The 14,844-nt window shown below is 47.3% G+C and carries 11 protein-coding genes and 3 tRNA genes; 12 read left to right on the top strand and 2 right to left on the bottom strand.

Features of this window, described 5'->3' with window-relative positions; translation table 11 throughout:
• The first annotated feature begins 161 nt into the window (after positions 1-161).
• From AC0YNZ_RS02110 to AC0YNZ_RS02090, 5 genes are read left to right on the top strand one after another with little or no spacing between them, the layout of a single operon-like run.
• Entirely contained in the window at positions 162-893 is a 732-nt protein-coding gene (locus tag AC0YNZ_RS02110) for an ABC transporter ATP-binding protein (protein ID WP_475825051.1), read from the top strand.
• The gene (locus AC0YNZ_RS02105; RefSeq protein WP_475825050.1) at positions 859-1,932 is read left to right on the top strand and encodes an efflux RND transporter periplasmic adaptor subunit; all 1,074 of its coding nucleotides are present in this window, start codon (positions 859-861) and stop codon (positions 1,930-1,932) included. The genes AC0YNZ_RS02110 and AC0YNZ_RS02105 overlap by 35 nt, the downstream gene beginning before the upstream one ends.
• Before the next feature lie 3 nt (positions 1,933-1,935).
• The gene (locus AC0YNZ_RS02100) at positions 1,936-4,818 is read left to right on the top strand and encodes an ABC transporter permease (RefSeq protein ID WP_475825049.1); all 2,883 of its coding nucleotides are present in this window, start codon (positions 1,936-1,938) and stop codon (positions 4,816-4,818) included.
• 8 nt (positions 4,819-4,826) lie between these two features.
• Positions 4,827-5,717, top strand: coding sequence for an ABC transporter ATP-binding protein (locus tag AC0YNZ_RS02095; RefSeq protein WP_475825484.1), 891 nt, complete (start codon positions 4,827-4,829; stop codon positions 5,715-5,717).
• A gap of 5 nt (positions 5,718-5,722) precedes the next feature.
• On the top strand, positions 5,723-7,240 hold the full coding sequence (locus AC0YNZ_RS02090; protein ID WP_475825048.1) for an ABC transporter substrate-binding protein: 1,518 nt from the start codon (positions 5,723-5,725) through the stop codon (positions 7,238-7,240).
• A gap of 76 nt (positions 7,241-7,316) precedes the next feature.
• Here the strand turns inward: AC0YNZ_RS02090 and AC0YNZ_RS02085 are convergent, their stop codons facing one another.
• Positions 7,317-7,829 (bottom strand): 2'-5' RNA ligase family protein, encoded by a 513-nt coding sequence (locus AC0YNZ_RS02085; protein WP_475825047.1) that lies wholly within the window; start codon positions 7,827-7,829, stop codon positions 7,317-7,319.
• A gap of 415 nt (positions 7,830-8,244) precedes the next feature.
• Here AC0YNZ_RS02085 and AC0YNZ_RS02080 point away from each other — a divergent pair.
• The 3 genes from AC0YNZ_RS02080 to AC0YNZ_RS02070 all read left to right on the top strand — a co-directional run bounded on the left by AC0YNZ_RS02080 (position 8,245) and on the right by AC0YNZ_RS02070 (position 8,542).
• Positions 8,245-8,321: transfer RNA gene (locus tag AC0YNZ_RS02080), tRNA-Met, on the top strand.
• 37 nt (positions 8,322-8,358) lie between these two features.
• A tRNA-Ile gene (locus AC0YNZ_RS02075) sits at positions 8,359-8,435 on the top strand.
• 21 nt (positions 8,436-8,456) lie between these two features.
• A tRNA-Leu gene (locus AC0YNZ_RS02070) sits at positions 8,457-8,542 on the top strand.
• Between the two features lie 135 nt (positions 8,543-8,677).
• Here the strand turns inward: AC0YNZ_RS02070 and AC0YNZ_RS02065 are convergent.
• The gene (locus tag AC0YNZ_RS02065; protein ID WP_475825046.1) at positions 8,678-9,199 is read right to left on the bottom strand and encodes an RNase H family protein; all 522 of its coding nucleotides are present in this window, start codon (positions 9,197-9,199) and stop codon (positions 8,678-8,680) included.
• Positions 9,200-9,388: 189 nt separating this feature from the next.
• On the opposite strand from AC0YNZ_RS02065, the gene AC0YNZ_RS02060 reads away from it, so the two are divergent.
• The 4 genes from AC0YNZ_RS02060 to AC0YNZ_RS02045 all read left to right on the top strand — a co-directional run bounded on the left by AC0YNZ_RS02060 (position 9,389) and on the right by AC0YNZ_RS02045 (position 14,792).
• Positions 9,389-9,784: an RDD family protein gene (locus tag AC0YNZ_RS02060; RefSeq protein WP_475825045.1), complete on the top strand. Its 396-nt coding sequence runs from the start codon at positions 9,389-9,391 to the stop codon at positions 9,782-9,784.
• A 141-nt stretch (positions 9,785-9,925) separates the two neighbouring features.
• Positions 9,926-10,414 carry a hypothetical protein gene (locus AC0YNZ_RS02055; protein WP_475825044.1) on the top strand — a complete coding sequence of 163 codons (489 nt, stop codon included), beginning with the start codon at positions 9,926-9,928 and terminating at the stop codon, positions 10,412-10,414.
• Positions 10,415-10,681: 267 nt separating this feature from the next.
• Positions 10,682-12,958 (top strand): helix-turn-helix domain-containing protein, encoded by a 2,277-nt coding sequence (locus tag AC0YNZ_RS02050; RefSeq protein ID WP_475825043.1) that lies wholly within the window; start codon positions 10,682-10,684, stop codon positions 12,956-12,958.
• A 217-nt stretch (positions 12,959-13,175) separates the two neighbouring features.
• Positions 13,176-14,792 (top strand): extracellular solute-binding protein, encoded by a 1,617-nt coding sequence (locus tag AC0YNZ_RS02045; protein ID WP_475825042.1) that lies wholly within the window; start codon positions 13,176-13,178, stop codon positions 14,790-14,792.
• The last annotated feature ends 52 nt before the right edge of the window (positions 14,793-14,844 follow it).

Here is a 14,844-nt window from a genome sequence, read left to right as displayed (position 1 = left end):
GCTGTCAGTGTGATGCGAAAGCATTCGCTTACAGCAGCTTTTTTTGTTTCCAATTGTTTTGAAAAGTTGTTTAATTTTGACGTAACTTTTTGAGCATGTCCTTCGTCTATCATGTAAGATGAGAATTATGAAAGCTGGTTGAGGAGGGATCGGAAGCGCTAATGGCCATTCCACTTGAAGAAGAAGAGACAACTGAAGCGCGGCTCGAACCCGTTGAAGAAAGGCGTAATCTACTTACCGTTACGGATGTAGAGCGTACTTTTCAAGTAGGAGGTTCGCCGCTGCATGTATTAAAGGGCATTCATATGGAGCTCAAGGAGCGCCAGTTAGTTATGCTTAAAGGCAGATCGGGGTCAGGCAAGACGACGCTGCTGAATTGCTTGGGCGGGCTGGATACTCCCAGCAGGGGTGAGATTTTGTTCAATGGCCTGCCTTTTCACAGTATGAGCGACAATCAGCGAACGATCGTTAGGCGTCAGCATATGGGCTTTATCTTTCAGGCCTTCGCTCTAATGCCCCTTTTATCCGCGCGGGAGAATGTCGAGCTTTCCCTCCGCATGGCTGGCGTTCCGCGTGCACAGTGGAAGGATAGAGTCGCAGAGTGCCTTGAGCTGGTTGGACTCGAGCGGCGTATGAATCATCGGCCTTTCGAGCTTTCGGGCGGCGAGCAGCAGCGCGTAGCTATCGCTAAGGCGATCGCCCACAAGCCGATGCTGCTGCTGGCCGATGAGCCTACAGCAGAGCTTGATTCAGGTATGTCGGCTCAAATTATGGCAGTTTTCCAAAATATCATTCGCACTGAACAAGTTACTATTTGTATGACTACACATGATCCTACGATTTTGGAGGTTGCCGACCATGTCTATGAAATGGTGGACGGGAAATTTATTTAAACGTTCAATGGTTGTTGTTATGAGTGTATCTTTAGTATTCGCAAGCGGATGTTCATTGCTTCCTGCGGAGGAAGAGGAGGAGGTTTTGCCTGAAATCTCTCCGCCGCAAATATCCAAAAGACCGGAGTATGAGGTGACGACAGCGACACTTGAGACGAAGGTGCAAGTCATTGGCAAGCTGATCTCCTTAGAGGAAGAGACCTTATTTTTCACATTGGACGGCAAGCATTTGAAGGAGCTGTATGTGAAAGCGGGTGAGGCGGTAAAAGCCGGTCAAGTTATCGGTGAGCTGGACGTTGACGATTTGGTCAAGACGCTGCGTATGGAAAGGCTTTCTTTTAAGAAAGAGGAAATTGCGATGAAGGAGACGCTGCGTCAGCGCGATGAGATGGACCCGATCGAATTCGAGGAGAAATCGATTGCATTCGAGGAACGCAAGCAGAAGCTGGTCGATATGGAAGAGGAGATCGCCAAGGCAAGCTTGAAGGCGCCATTCAGCGGAACGATCGTTACGCTGAATGTACAGAAGGGCGATTTAATTAAGGCCTATGCGCCGATTGCGATCGTAGCTGACACGAGCAAAATAACGGCAGCTGCGAAGCTAACCAAAACGGAGCTTGAAAAAGTGGCCGTCGGCATGGAGGTTGCAGCCAATATTAGCAATGTGGGCAATTTTACAGGCAAAGTAAAGCTCCTCCCGGTCAAGACGGACGACCAGAATACGGGCGGCGGAACGGGCGGTTTGCCGGAAGAAACGAAGCCGGAGCGGCCTGAGGACTACTTAATCGTCGATCTTAACAAATTGCCAAAAAACTTAAATCGCGGTACGCCATTGTCCATTAACATTATTACGAAGCGAACAGAAAACGCCATCGTTATTCCTCCTTCCACGCTTCGTTCGATCGGCTCCCGTACGTATGTGCAGGTTATTGATGCAAACGGTAAGCGCGAGGTGGACGTAGAGGTCGGTCAACAAACCGCGACGCAGGTTGAGATCCTGCAGGGCCTAAAGCCGGGGCAGAAAGTTGTAGGTCGATAGCTGATGGGAATTCCGTTGTTTCGTTTTTTGTTTCGCAAAATGTGGAACACACGCTGGCTGACGTTAAGCACGCTGGCGGGACTGACCTTAGCGGTTGCATTTGCCACGAGCATACCGATGTACGCGGATGGCGCGCTCAAAAGAGTCGTAGCCGAATCGCTGCAGCAGAAGAGCGCTGGCTTACCGGCCGGTTCGCTGCTCATGAGGTATCAATCACCCGCTGGCGGGAAAACGGATTTACCTTCGTTATCGGAGCTTGAACGTTACATTTCTGAAGGAGTGCCGAAGGAGATTGGTTTTCCTTTTAAAACGTTTGTTAACAGCTACTCCATCCGCAGTACGGAGGTCGTGCCTGAGGATTCTTCGAAGGTCGATGCCGGGCGTAACCGCCAGCTGACGATTATGACGATGTCGGGTCTTGAGACCAACACCGAGCTGACTCAAGGCAGATGGTTTGTGAATGCTGAAGGGGATGGTGAGCTGCTCGAAGCAGTTATGTTCGAGGAAGCCATGTACCGCAACGATGTACATATCGGCGATGTTTTTGAATATCCGGTATACGGCGGATTGGACCTTACGTTGCGGGTCAAAATCGTCGGGGCGGTTAAGCCGCTTACTGATACGAGTTCATACTGGTATCAAGGGATGGAAAGCCTGCTGAACACTTTGCAAATCAGTGAGGTTGCATTTGAGAAGGTGCTGCTGGCTAAGAAAGGCATTCCGCTTCATAATGCCAGCTGGTATTACGCCTTCGATTTATCGGAAATTCAAACGAGCCAATTATCACCGCTGGGCAGAACGCTTGAGCGCTTGAACATTGAATTGTACCAGCGCCTAAAGGATACGAGAGTAGAAATTTCCTTTGCGTCCACGCTTACTGAATTTAAGAAGCAGAGCCTGCAGCTGCAAACGCTTCTGTTCACTCTCGCTGCTCCAATGCTGGCCATGGTATTTTTCTTCATTGCCATGAACGCCCGCCAATCGCTTGATAAACAGCGCAGCGACATTGCCGTGCTCCGCAGCAGGGGAGCAGGAACAAGGCAAATTATATGGATCTATTTGTTAGAAGGTCTGCTGCTCGGCGGTATTGCGCTTGCGAGCGGTCCCTTTATCGGCTGGTTTATGGCGAAGAGTATCGGGTCGGCCAACGGCTTCCTCTCTTTCGTCAACCGAAAGTCGATACCGGTCGGCTTCTCTACGGAGGCTATAATCGCCGGCTGCGCGGCGGTTTTGCTTGCACTTCTTGCAACGGTTATTCCTGCTGTCATTTATGCAAGATCATCAATCGTCAGCTACAAGCAGGAACTGGCGCGCTCTGACCGTAAGCCTGGTTGGCAGCGCTGGTATCTCGACGTATTATTGCTGGCTGCTGCAGGTTATGGCTGGTATATGTTCAATGAACGTCAAATGCTGACATTCAAAACAGGCATGACAACGGATCAATTAAACGTTCAACCGTTTCTGTTTTTTGTACCGGCGATTTCGATTTTTGCACTCGGATTATTTTTCCTAAGGTTATTCCCTTGGCTATTAAGTCTCTTCACATGGCTTGGACGTAAGTTTCTGCCTGTGCCGCTTTATTTGACGCTCACTCAGCTTTCACGATCGTCAAAGGGCTATTACCCGCTCATGATTTTATTAGTGCTAACGCTGGGACTAGGCGTTTACAATGCATCGGCAGCCCGAACGATCGATTTGAACTCGACGGAGCGGACGTTATATAAGTACGGAACCGACGTTACCGTTCAAACGGTTTGGGAAGGTACTGCCGAGACCGTAACGAAGCCGGGAAGCGGCGGCGGCACCGGCGGTGGAACTGGCGGTGGTGGAACCGGCGGAGGGAATGGCGGAGGCTCCGGGGGCGGGGGTCAAAGCGTGCCTACGAAAATTTTGTATAGTGAACCTCCTTTCGAGATATTTCGTTCCCTGGATGGGGTAGAAGCTGCAGCCCGTGTCTTACAGACGAAGGGGAGCGTCGTCATTTCAGGGAAATCAATCGGTCAAGGTACAATCATGGGGATCGATAACGTGGATTTCGCCAAAGTGGGATGGTTCCGCAACGACTTATATCCCGTACATCCGTTTTATTATTTAAATAATCTAGGTCTGTCTGAGCATGCTGCACTTATTCCTTCAAAGGTAGCCGAGAAGTATCAGCTGAAGCTGAATGATCCTGTATCGGTCGGCTTCCCGGAAGGCAAAGTCGATTTTGTAGTGGTAGGGATATTGCCTTACTGGCCTAGCCAATATCCGGACAAATCGCCGTTTATCATTACGAATCTGGATTATATTTACGATCAGCTTCCGATCATCCCTTATGAGGTATGGCTGAAGATGAAGCCTGATGCAAAAGTTGCGCCTATCGTTCAGGAGCTGCAGAAGGCGGGTATAGAGATTGCGTCCGTTAAAGATGTCAGGAGCGAGCTGATCTCGCAATCAAAGCTCCCGACCAGAGGCGGCGTCTTCGGCATATTGAGCTTAGGCTTTCTCGTTTCCGTAATCATAACTTTAGCAGGCTATGTACTCTTTTGGTTCTTTAACTTATCCGGCCGTGTCGTCCAGTTTGGGGTTTTGCGCGCGATGGGATTATCGCGTAAACAGCTTACCGGTATGCTTCTGCTAGAGCAGCTTTTCACAGCCGGTCTTGCGATAGGTCTGGGAGTCTTAATCGGGAAAGCGGTCAGCATGCTCTTCCTGCCATTCCTGCAGACGACTGAAAATGTTGAAGAAACCGTACCGCCGTTCCGGGTCGTATTCGAATCGAGCGACACGAATCAATTGTTCGTCGTAGTCGGATTCATGATGCTGGTCGGAGCATTGCTTCTCTTCCTGCATATTCGCAGGCTGAGAGTGCATCAAGCGGTTAAGATGGGAGAGGAACGATGACAACAGCGATGATCGATTGCGAAGGTCTGGTGAAGATTTACAAGACAGACGATCTGGAGGTCGTCGCTCTTCAAGGCTTGAACTTAAAAGTAAACGAAGGCGAGCTCATGGCCATCATCGGCAACAGCGGCAGCGGGAAATCTACGCTTCTGAATACGTTGGGCGGTCTTGACCGCCCCTCTGCCGGACAGGTGCATGTTGGGCCATGGGATCTGCTCAAAATTAGCGAAGAGGATCTCGTGCAGTACAAGCGGGAAACGGTAGGGTTTATTTGGCAAAATAATGCCCGCAACCTGCTGCCTTACCTCTCCGCGCTTGAAAATGTGGAAATGCCGATGATGTTATCGGGCAAAGTTGATCGCGCATATGCGAAACAGCTGCTTGAATGGGTCGGTTTGAAAGAGCGCATGCATAACAAGCTCCATCAACTATCAGGCGGGGAGCAGCAAAGGGTCGCGATTGCGATTTCGCTGTCGAACCGTCCAAAGCTGCTGCTGGCCGATGAGCCGACAGGCTCTGTCGATACAACAACCTCCGATTTAATTATGGGCATTTTCCGCAGGCTGAACCGCGAGATCGGCATTACGATCGTGATCGTTACGCATGACTTGACGCTCGCGAGCAAGGTCGATCGGGTCGTTGCGATTCGCGACGGTTTAACGAGCACCGAGTTTATTAAACGAAATCCGAATATTAATCTTGATGGAGGTGAGGCAGAGCTTCCGGCTGTTGCCAGCGGACTGCAAGCTGTGCATGAAGCCTTTGTCGTCGTAGATCGGGTCGGACGGTTGCAAGTGCCTAAGGAATATTTATCCGCATTAAACATTAAAGACAAAGCAACGATGGAGTTTGACGGTGAGCGGATTATTATTACTCCGCCTAAATCATTGGGGGGTTAAATCGGATGGATAACAAACGGTTGTCAGGAATGCGGATTCGTAAATTTGCTTTGGTTAGCTTGACCCTTGCTTTGCTTATAAGCCTGCTGGCTGCGTGCAGCAGCGGCTCTGAAGAGTCCGCTGAAAAACGGGTATTACGGGTTGGCGTGCTTTACGGCGGATCGGATAACGAGCCTTATTTCCGTCAGCAATACACAGATATGTACGAAATGTCCCATCCGAACATCGAGTTTGAAATCGTTGGCGCAATCAACTATGATGATCAACGTTTCGAGCAGCAAGATCCATCCAAGCCGGTAACGCAGCCGGATCCTTACGAGAAAATGAAAGAGATGCTAAACGGTCAAAATCCGGTTGATGTGGTCGTCCTGGACTACAACATGCTTCGCCGCCTGACGCAAGACAATCTGCTTCAGCCGCTTGATCCGCTTGTGACGCAGGATAAATTTGATTTAAGCGATTATGTTCCAACTGTTATTGACGGTATTAAGGCGGCAGGCGACGGTAATCTGTACGCATTAACGCCTACGTTCAGCTCTTCTGCGCTTTATTACAATAAAAAATTGTTCGCCGATGCGGGCATACAGCCTCCAACTGATAAGATGCAGTGGGCAGACGTTCTTAACTTGGCCCGTCAAGTTGCCAAAGGAGAAGGCGAGGATCGTAAATTCGGCTTCTCGTTCAACCGTTGGCCATCCGACGGCTTTAATGATACGCAAGTTTACAGCCAAGCGCTGCAATTGAAAATGTGGGATGACAAAGGCGAGAAAATGCTCGTAAACAGCGATCAATGGGAACAGGTATGGAATTCCGTATCCTCGCTTTACAAAGAAGAAATTATTCCGACTCAGGAATACATGCAGAAGATTTATGAGAAGCAAAACGCTGCAGGCGTCAATGATCCTTTCTATGGCGATTTGTTTATCAAAGGCAAAGTAGCGATGACAATCGGCGATTACGGCTATATTAACGAGCTTAAGAGAGCGGCAGACAACGCTTCGAAAATCAAAGATTTTGAACCTGTTGACTGGGATGTCGTAACCGTGCCTGTACATCCTAACGATCCGGATGCCGGCGGCAGCATTAATCTTAGTCAACTGATGGGTATCAACAGCAAGGCGCAAAATGATAAAGACGCTTGGGATTTTATTAAATACTCGAACAGCAAGGAATGGGCTAAGCTGAAATCGCGAAGCCTTTACGAAATGGTAGCGCGTAAAGAGTTCTTGAAGCCAATCGGCGGCATGCAATACAACATGGAAGCATTTACGACGCTTAAGCCTCTGCCGCCTACAAGCACGGATGCGGCTAAACTTTATCGTGAAAAACCAGGTATTTGGGAAGCTCAAAATCCAGGCTATGAGTTATTCCAGGAAGTAATCAAAGGAACGAAGACATCACGCGAGGCGCTTGCCGAGTGGGAGACACGCGGCAACGCAGTGCTGGAACGCTTGAAGACGAATCCGAACGGGGGCATGGACGGCGGAGGCGGCGCAATCGATGTAAAGCCGATGGGTGATTAATTAGCAAAATCGCAGAAAGCCCGCAATCGGCCTGAGTGTCGTTTGCGGGCTTTTACGCGTTAGGTTATTTTTAGGTCTATCCTCTTAGCAGAAACGATTGATAAGCGGTCCAAGAGCCGTTATCGGTTTGATAAAGCAAATGAACGCGATCGATTTTTGAAGTGAAGTCAATGGACTGCATACGCAGATTGCCATATAGATCGTGAAGCTCATCAGCCGAAAGCTGCTGCCCGATCGTGAGATGCGGCGTGAAAACGTATTTAGGCGTTTCGATTGTTAATGGACCGCTGCATACGTCCTCATGGAGCTTCTGCATCGAGGCTGTATCCTGAAGCGCCAGATAGAGCACATGATTGACCGGATAGAAGGTAGATACTCGGTTAAAATAAATGGAGAAAGCCGGTATCGCAGACGTTACCCGCTCTAAATGAGCAACAGCAAGCTGCAGCTCGACATCGTTCCATTCCTCTTCTTCTCGTATTGTCAGATGAGCAGGGATTGCTGAGTAATGCGGATCATGGCGTCTTCGCCAGTTATTCGCGTTATCTTGCACATGCTTTTCCGGAAAAACGACGATTCCATATAACATTGTCTTCAGCTCCTTCATAATGACCTAATTTGAGTATACCCGATTTGCATTTATTATCCCAATTTTGGGGCATTCTAATGGATATAACCTTTATTGAGGCGGCAGAACAGCTGCTTATCCTATCAGACAGTGGGTGATTCGCATGAGATGGGTGTACTGGGTTCGCCTATACGAAACGAAGTTTCAAGCTGGGTGCCTGGTTAGAAGAATGGAAAATGACTGGTGGGTTTACGGCTACGAATGCCCGCGTGAGGTTGAGGTTTTCAAGTCGCGCAAAGGGCGTTTCGGCGTTAGATTTATTCCTTAAAAAACATAAAAAAATAAATTAGAATATTTTGCTTGACTTAAAACACCTCCATATAGTATATTATTTTATGTCGCCATTTCAAGAAGCTTTGCTCAAATGGAAATACGTCGCGGGGTGGAGCAGCCCGGTAGCTCGTCGGGCTCATAACCCGAAGGCCGCAGGTTCAAATCCTGCCCCCGCAACCAACCTTTCGATGAATACGTTGAAATAGACGTTTTTCGAGGGCCCTTAGCTCAGTTGGTTAGAGCGGTCGGCTCATAACCGATTGGTCGGGGGTTCGAGTCCCTCAGGGCCCACCATTAGCAAAACCTTCACAACATGCCGGGGTGGCGGAACTGGCAGACGCACAGGACTTAAAATCCTGCGGTGGGTGACCACCGTACGGGTTCGATTCCCGTCCTCGGCATACCTGGAAAACCTTGAGGAATCAATGGTTTTCACGAAGTACATACGATGTGCATTATGCACAAGCCGAAAAAACCTCCTTTGCAAAATCTGACTAAATCAGATTTTGGCGAAGGAGGTTTTTTCGATCGTCACACTACTCTTGTCTGCTAGCAGCATCTCTGGCAGCATTATGAGCCAATCTGTGCAGAGCATTATTTTTCTTGTGACTGCTAATGTACTTTACGATTACTTCAACCTCAGGGAACCTATTATTCAGGTGATGTATCGCAGCCAATATTTCATACCTTGCTTGTTCATAATACTGATGTGAGAAGTGAGGTTTTGATAAAATTTTTGCTATACTGCTGCAATCCGTAAATATGACAGCGAGTTTCGGTTGATGCTCGGTTAGTGCTTCAGCGAGAATTTCAAGACTGTATACGATCGCTTGCAGCTCGCCGTAATTTGAACCTCCGTCTTGTTCAATTTGCAATTTTTTGGCGGTAACATTTATCGTCCGGTTGTAGACAAAGCAGCAAGCTATTCCATAGTTATTTTGTGCAGCAAAACCAGAGTAATCGCAATAAAGGCAGATCATGCCCTTGTTAACTATATTTTGTCTCAAGCTAGGCTTGGCATAGGCTTTTTTGATCAATAAATCATTGGCAGAATTCACGAGTTAATAAAACCACCTTTTAATGAGGATAGTAATGGTAATCAGTAGTGTCTCACTTTGAAAGTTAATTTATTCTGTCATACATCTATCCCTGTACCGCATACATCTTATTCGATGAGTGAAAACCGCTTTATTGGTTAGCATTGCGCATCGGGCAACAACATTAAAGCATTGTTGGAGGGATTTCTCATGAACGCAGGATTTTGGATTCGATTAGGAGCTTCTTTATTGGATGGTTTAATTGTTGGCATTCCGTTATTTTTTATTTCTTGGTTAATTTCAGGAGGGTTTGAGGGAAGAGAATTTTTTACAGATGTGATTTCATTCCTCTATTCGTTATTGCTTCCGGTATTTTGGAACGGTTACACAATCGGCAAACGGATTTGCAGTATTCAGATTAGAAAGCTTGACGGCTCATCGCCTGGAATAGGTACCATGCTACTGCGCAACGTTGTCGGCGGGCTTGTATATGCAGTAACTTTGGGGATAGCGGTCATCGTCAGCGCATTTATGGTTGGATTACGCGAGGATAAGCGGGCCATTCATGATTTTATCGCGGGGACCGAGGTCGTGCGTGTCAAATAGGATGGGAATGAAGCCTGCTGCGATAAGTCGCAACGGGCTTTTTTATGCTTCTAAGAAAAGTTTTTTGCATTCTCCAATTTGTATGCAGTAAACTAGAAGCTGTAACGCAAACCTGAGCAAATAGGGGAAGTAGGCGGTTGAATGAATCAGCACAAGAATGAGGAGTCTTCGCTCAAGCAAAGCTCACGGCGGTTATATGCAGAGTTGTTCTCGTTGAAGGATACACTGTATAATGATCTGCTGGAAAGGTTTAAGGACGATGTTTCTTTAAAGGATAAGGCAGAGCAGTGGAAAACGGGTATTATGGCAGCATCCATTTCGACTGCGCTCTATAGCTCCATATTAGCCGGCAGCAAGGAGTTTCCTTATATTTATTCCTATCTGAAAATAAAGCTAAAAGCGTATCATCCTGAAGGCGAAGACGCGATCGAGGATTGTATGGGTACTATTTCGAGCCTCCTGAATGGAGCTGCTTATCATCCTGAGTCATTTTCCGGAGGGATCGCGCTGTGGCTTTATTTTAGCATCAGAGGCAGGGAAAATTTTGTTGAGGAAGAAACGATGCCATACATGCTGGCGGGGCAATATATTAATCAATACTTTTACAATTGGTTTGATAAGCAGGTTTAACCGCCTTCAGCGGCATAGAATGGCCCGAATGAGATCCTTACTTTGCCATGATCTGTACGCTTGCGACAGATTGAGCAGGGGAAGGATCTTTTATGCATATTTACCTATCCATATTTTGATTTTGCCCTACATTTTATGACATTGAATTGAAGCTGTTTATCTTTTAGAATGATTGGAGAAAGCGCTTAACTTACTCGTTGGACTATTGTTATTTTCAATTATAGTCATTTTTACCTTGATAATCGTTTGTTTGGCCTAGAAAAAGGAGTGGTTGATTTGAAAAAGAACTGGTATCGCCGAATGCTGCTTTCCTATTTTCCGATTTTTTTGTTTACGGTAACGATCCTTATTTTCATGTCCTTTATTATGGTTAATGAAATCTCCCATAAGGAAACCGTGAAAGCGGATCGGATATCTACCGGCTATATTATGGATACGGTGTCGCGCTCGCTTAGAGGCGTCGAGACCGATGTACTTGAGGAAATGGAGAAAAATGATCGCTATCGCGAATTTCTTAATGTTGAGCATACTCAGGACAATCAAGAAGTGCTCTTTGATGTTGTCGATAGCATGCGGGGGTTGATTGCAAACGATGGTTTGATCGATTCGATATATGTTTACCGGATTGAGGATAAGCAGGTGCTTACGCGCAGCGGACTGGTGAAATGGGAAGATTTTGCGGATAAAGGCTTTATTGAGCAGGCACTCGCTAGTCCGGAATATCAAGGCTGGTCGTCGGTTCGTCCCTTTCATGAGATGAGTACGGAGAAAAATAAGCAGGTTATTTCGATGTACAAAAGACAGCCGCTCCCATTTGGAACGGAAGGGTTTGTCGTTATTAATGTAGATATGTATGACGTCGAGCGGATGATTCGTTCGATGAATAATGACGAGGTGACGTTTCTTACGATTCGCGATGAGGAAGGTCAATTAGTTTTCTCGACGCTGCCCTCCATCCAGAGCGACACAGATCAAGAAAACGGAAAAGTGCTCAACAGATTGAACTCAGATATGCTGGGATGGACTTTTGAGAGTGGGATCGCTGCGGGACAGCTGTTCCTTTGGGTATCGGTCATATCGTATGTTTGGATAGTGATTGGTTTATTAACGGTCATCTTTGCCATTTTTTACATCATCTACATCACGAGAAAAAATTACAAGCCGATCCGGGTTATGATGAACCGGATAGAATCGATTCAACTTCGGAGCGACGGCTTCGGAATGAAGATGGATGAGCTGTCTTTAATCGATCGTACGCTGGAAAACTTGATTCAGCAAACGGAGGATTACGAAAAGGAGCAGCGCGAAAATTTGCTGGTGGGCAGGAAACAGCTATTTTTTGAAATCATTCAAGGAGAAGGGAATCAGCATGTGGAAGAACGCCTGCTGAAATTGAAGCTGCTTCCAGAAGTAAATACGTTTGATCTATTTGCTTTTATGGTAGTAGAGATCGGCCATTACGGTCATTTCCGGAGCGGCTTCTCCGTACGCGATCAAAATACGCTTAAATTTGCTTTAACGAATGTACTGCAGGAGCTGGCACGGGACGACGGGATGCATGCTTGGGCGGAATGGGTCGGCGAGAGCAGAATGGGCATCATAATCGGGATAAGCGGTGCGGAGCAAGCTCCGAAGGATAAAATTCGCCAGTTTGCAGAAAAAGGCGGCGCATGGGTATCTGAAAATCTCCGCATGTCATTAACGTTTGGAATCGGCCCTGTCGTCAAGGGTTGGGGGATGATAACGATATCCTTTAAGGCGGCGGCTGAGGCGATGCAGCATAAATTGTCGCTCGGAAAGGAAGCCGTCATTATGAGCGATGACTTGCCGGGAGATACTAGGCAGAGATCGTATAAGTATTTACAGATGGCTGCCGATCTGGTCAGAGAGTTCCGGCTGTCGACAGGCGAATGGCGCGTATATTTGGACAAGATATTCGAATCTTTGGCATTGGATTGCCTAAAGGATGAAGATATTCGGCTGCTGCTGCAAACGATGATGGACATGCTGGGCAGCGAGCTTGGCAACATATCGGAAGACCTGCAAGAGCATTTTAAAGGGGAAAAGGCCGGGCTCTGGAAGCAAACGGTAGAGGAAACGGTCTCGCTGGATCAGCTTCGCGTTCTTTTCTTCGAGTATTTAACTGAAATGTATCGTCATTACGTCGCTTATTGCGAAACCAAAAACCATCGGGCGATGATTACCGAAATGAAATCGTATATCGAAGAAAATTTTGTGAATCCGGACTTATCTCTTAAGCATTTGAGCGATCGCTTTCAAATCTCGGGCAAATATGCAAGCTACCTGTTCAAAGAAGAGTTCAATATGAAATTCGTTGATTTCATCGTGCAGCTGCGAATGGAGCATGCCGAGGGGCTGCTCGCGGAGTCCGAGGATTCCGTGCAAAGCATTGCTCTCCAGGTTGGCTATGCGAATTCGATTACGTTCGGCCGAGTGTTCAAGCGGGTGGTCGGAGTAACGCCGGGAGATTACAGAAAGCTCAAGCTAAAGCCCGGAAAAGCGCGCCATACCGATATTTTTTGAAAAATGTTTAGTGTACGATAACAGTTGATATAACCAGTTTTTGGATATATCACTTCGGGTTTATCAATTTGAAACTAGTTTATTGCGACTTGTCCGGATGGCGTGCCATACTTTGGTCATTCCGGTACAGGTTGCAATAACGGAAGTGAAAGCGCTATCTTAACAGATCGTGCAGCCTGTACAGAATAACAAACGATATGTAGAAGGGGTTGGAACGATGTTTAGAAACATGAAAAGAAAACGGTACATGGGTTCGAAAAGATCTATCCTTTTGCTAGTCCTAGTATGTTCATTAATTTTCTCTGCATGTTCATCAAAGTCGGAGCCGAAAGCTGAAGAAGGAGCGAACGGCGGTACAACAGAGAAGCCGGTCACCCTTAAAGTTGAAGTGTTTGATCGTGGCAATTCTCCAGCAGGCTACACCATCACCGATAACTATTGGACGAAATGGATTGGAGAAAAGTTCGGTAAGGCGAACAACGTCGATGTTAAATTCGTTCCTGTACCCCGGTCCGAAGAAGTAGAGAAGTTAAATGTGTTGATGGCAAGCGGCAGCGATGTGCCGGATATCGTGTTCACGTACGATTCGAGTACGTTTTACCGCTACGCGCAGCAAGGCGGCTTGACAGATCTTTCCGAATTGATCGAACAGCATGCTCCGAATTTGAAGGCGTTTCTCGGCGAGGAAGCGCTAGCTTACGGTCAGCTTGAAGGCACGCAGTATGCGATCCCGGCAAAGCGGGCGAATTTGGGTAAATATTCTTCCTTTGTTCGTCAGGATTGGCTCGATAAGCTGAGCTTGCCGGTGCCGCAATCGACAGAAGAGCTGTACAACACGCTCAAAGCGTTTAAAGAAAAGGATCCTGGCGCAACGGGCGGCAAAGTCGTACCTCTTGGCATGACGATCGCACCAGCCCAATATGAGCCGCTGATCTGGTCGTTCATTAAGTCAGTGTCGGAAGAAGAGAAATTCACGTTGACTCAGCAGCTTGGCTCCCGCGATTATCCGGTACTGATGCCTGGCTTTAAAGATGCGCTTCAGTTCATGAACAAGCTGTATAACGAAGGTTTAATGAGTGCGGATTTCGGTCTGGACGAAGATAAGAAAAAATTGACTGAGGACGTTACGAAGGGCTTAATCGGCTTCTTTAGCGAGGACGATACGAACATCTATGGGCAGGACAGCACTTACGACCTGCTGCAGAAAAATGTATCCGGCGCTACGATATCCGCAGTTGACGTTTATTCGAATGAAGAAGGCAAGCATCCGAAGCCGAAGTACGCACCAGTAGGCTTGTACCTTATGATTCCGAAGTCGAGTGAGCGTGCAGTCGAAGCGATTAAATATTTGGACTGGATGGCGTCTGAAGATGTCCTGTTCGAGATGCAGAACGGCATCGAGGGCGAGAACTACACGTTGAAAGACGGTATTCCGGTTGCTCTGGAAAACCAGACAGAAGAAGCTAAAAACCGTATGTATAACAGCGGCGATATGACCATTGTAACAAACGGCATGCAGCTCGGCAGCGATGAAAAAAATAATGAAGTAAAGGCGTTACAATTTCCGCAAGCGCAGCAGGACCAAGTTCGCATTGCGCTCAAAATCTCGAATGCGGATACACTCCCGCCGATTCTTACGCCTAGACTGATCGAAGCGCAAACAAAATACGGCACGACGCTGCTCGATAAATTCCATGAAATACTCGTCAAGACGACAATGGCGAAGCCGGAACAATTCGAAAGCACCTATGAATCCATGATGAAGGATTATATGTCAAGCGGCGGTCAGGCAATTCAAGACGAGCGCACAGAAGTTTACAAAGAAATGAAATAAGCACCATGAAGACCGGTGTATGCGGGGAGCAGCGATATGCGACTTTTCCCCG

Source organism: Paenibacillus sp. J2L1-98 (assembly GCF_056269405.1).
Note: the sequence above shows the minus strand (reverse complement) of the source record. Positions and strands in the feature narration are given on the sequence as shown.

Bases quoted from the DNA above. Each gene is read 5' to 3' on its own strand.
- AC0YNZ_RS02110 (WP_475825051.1), top strand. From the start codon at position 162: ATGGCCATTCCACTTGAAGAAGAAGAGACAACTGAAGCGCGGCTCGAA.
- AC0YNZ_RS02105 (WP_475825050.1), top strand. From the start codon at position 859: ATGTCTATGAAATGGTGGACGGGAAATTTATTTAAACGTTCAATGGTT.
- AC0YNZ_RS02100 (WP_475825049.1), top strand. From the start codon at position 1,936: ATGGGAATTCCGTTGTTTCGTTTTTTGTTTCGCAAAATGTGGAACACA.
- AC0YNZ_RS02095 (WP_475825484.1), top strand. From the start codon at position 4,827: ATGATCGATTGCGAAGGTCTGGTGAAGATTTACAAGACAGACGATCTG.
- AC0YNZ_RS02090 (WP_475825048.1), top strand. From the start codon at position 5,723: ATGGATAACAAACGGTTGTCAGGAATGCGGATTCGTAAATTTGCTTTG.
- AC0YNZ_RS02085 (WP_475825047.1), bottom strand. From the start codon at position 7,829: ATGTTATATGGAATCGTCGTTTTTCCGGAAAAGCATGTGCAAGATAAC.
- AC0YNZ_RS02060 (WP_475825045.1), top strand. From the start codon at position 9,389: ATGAACGCAGGATTTTGGATTCGATTAGGAGCTTCTTTATTGGATGGT.
- AC0YNZ_RS02055 (WP_475825044.1), top strand. From the start codon at position 9,926: ATGAATCAGCACAAGAATGAGGAGTCTTCGCTCAAGCAAAGCTCACGG.
- AC0YNZ_RS02045 (WP_475825042.1), top strand. From the start codon at position 13,176: ATGTTTAGAAACATGAAAAGAAAACGGTACATGGGTTCGAAAAGATCT.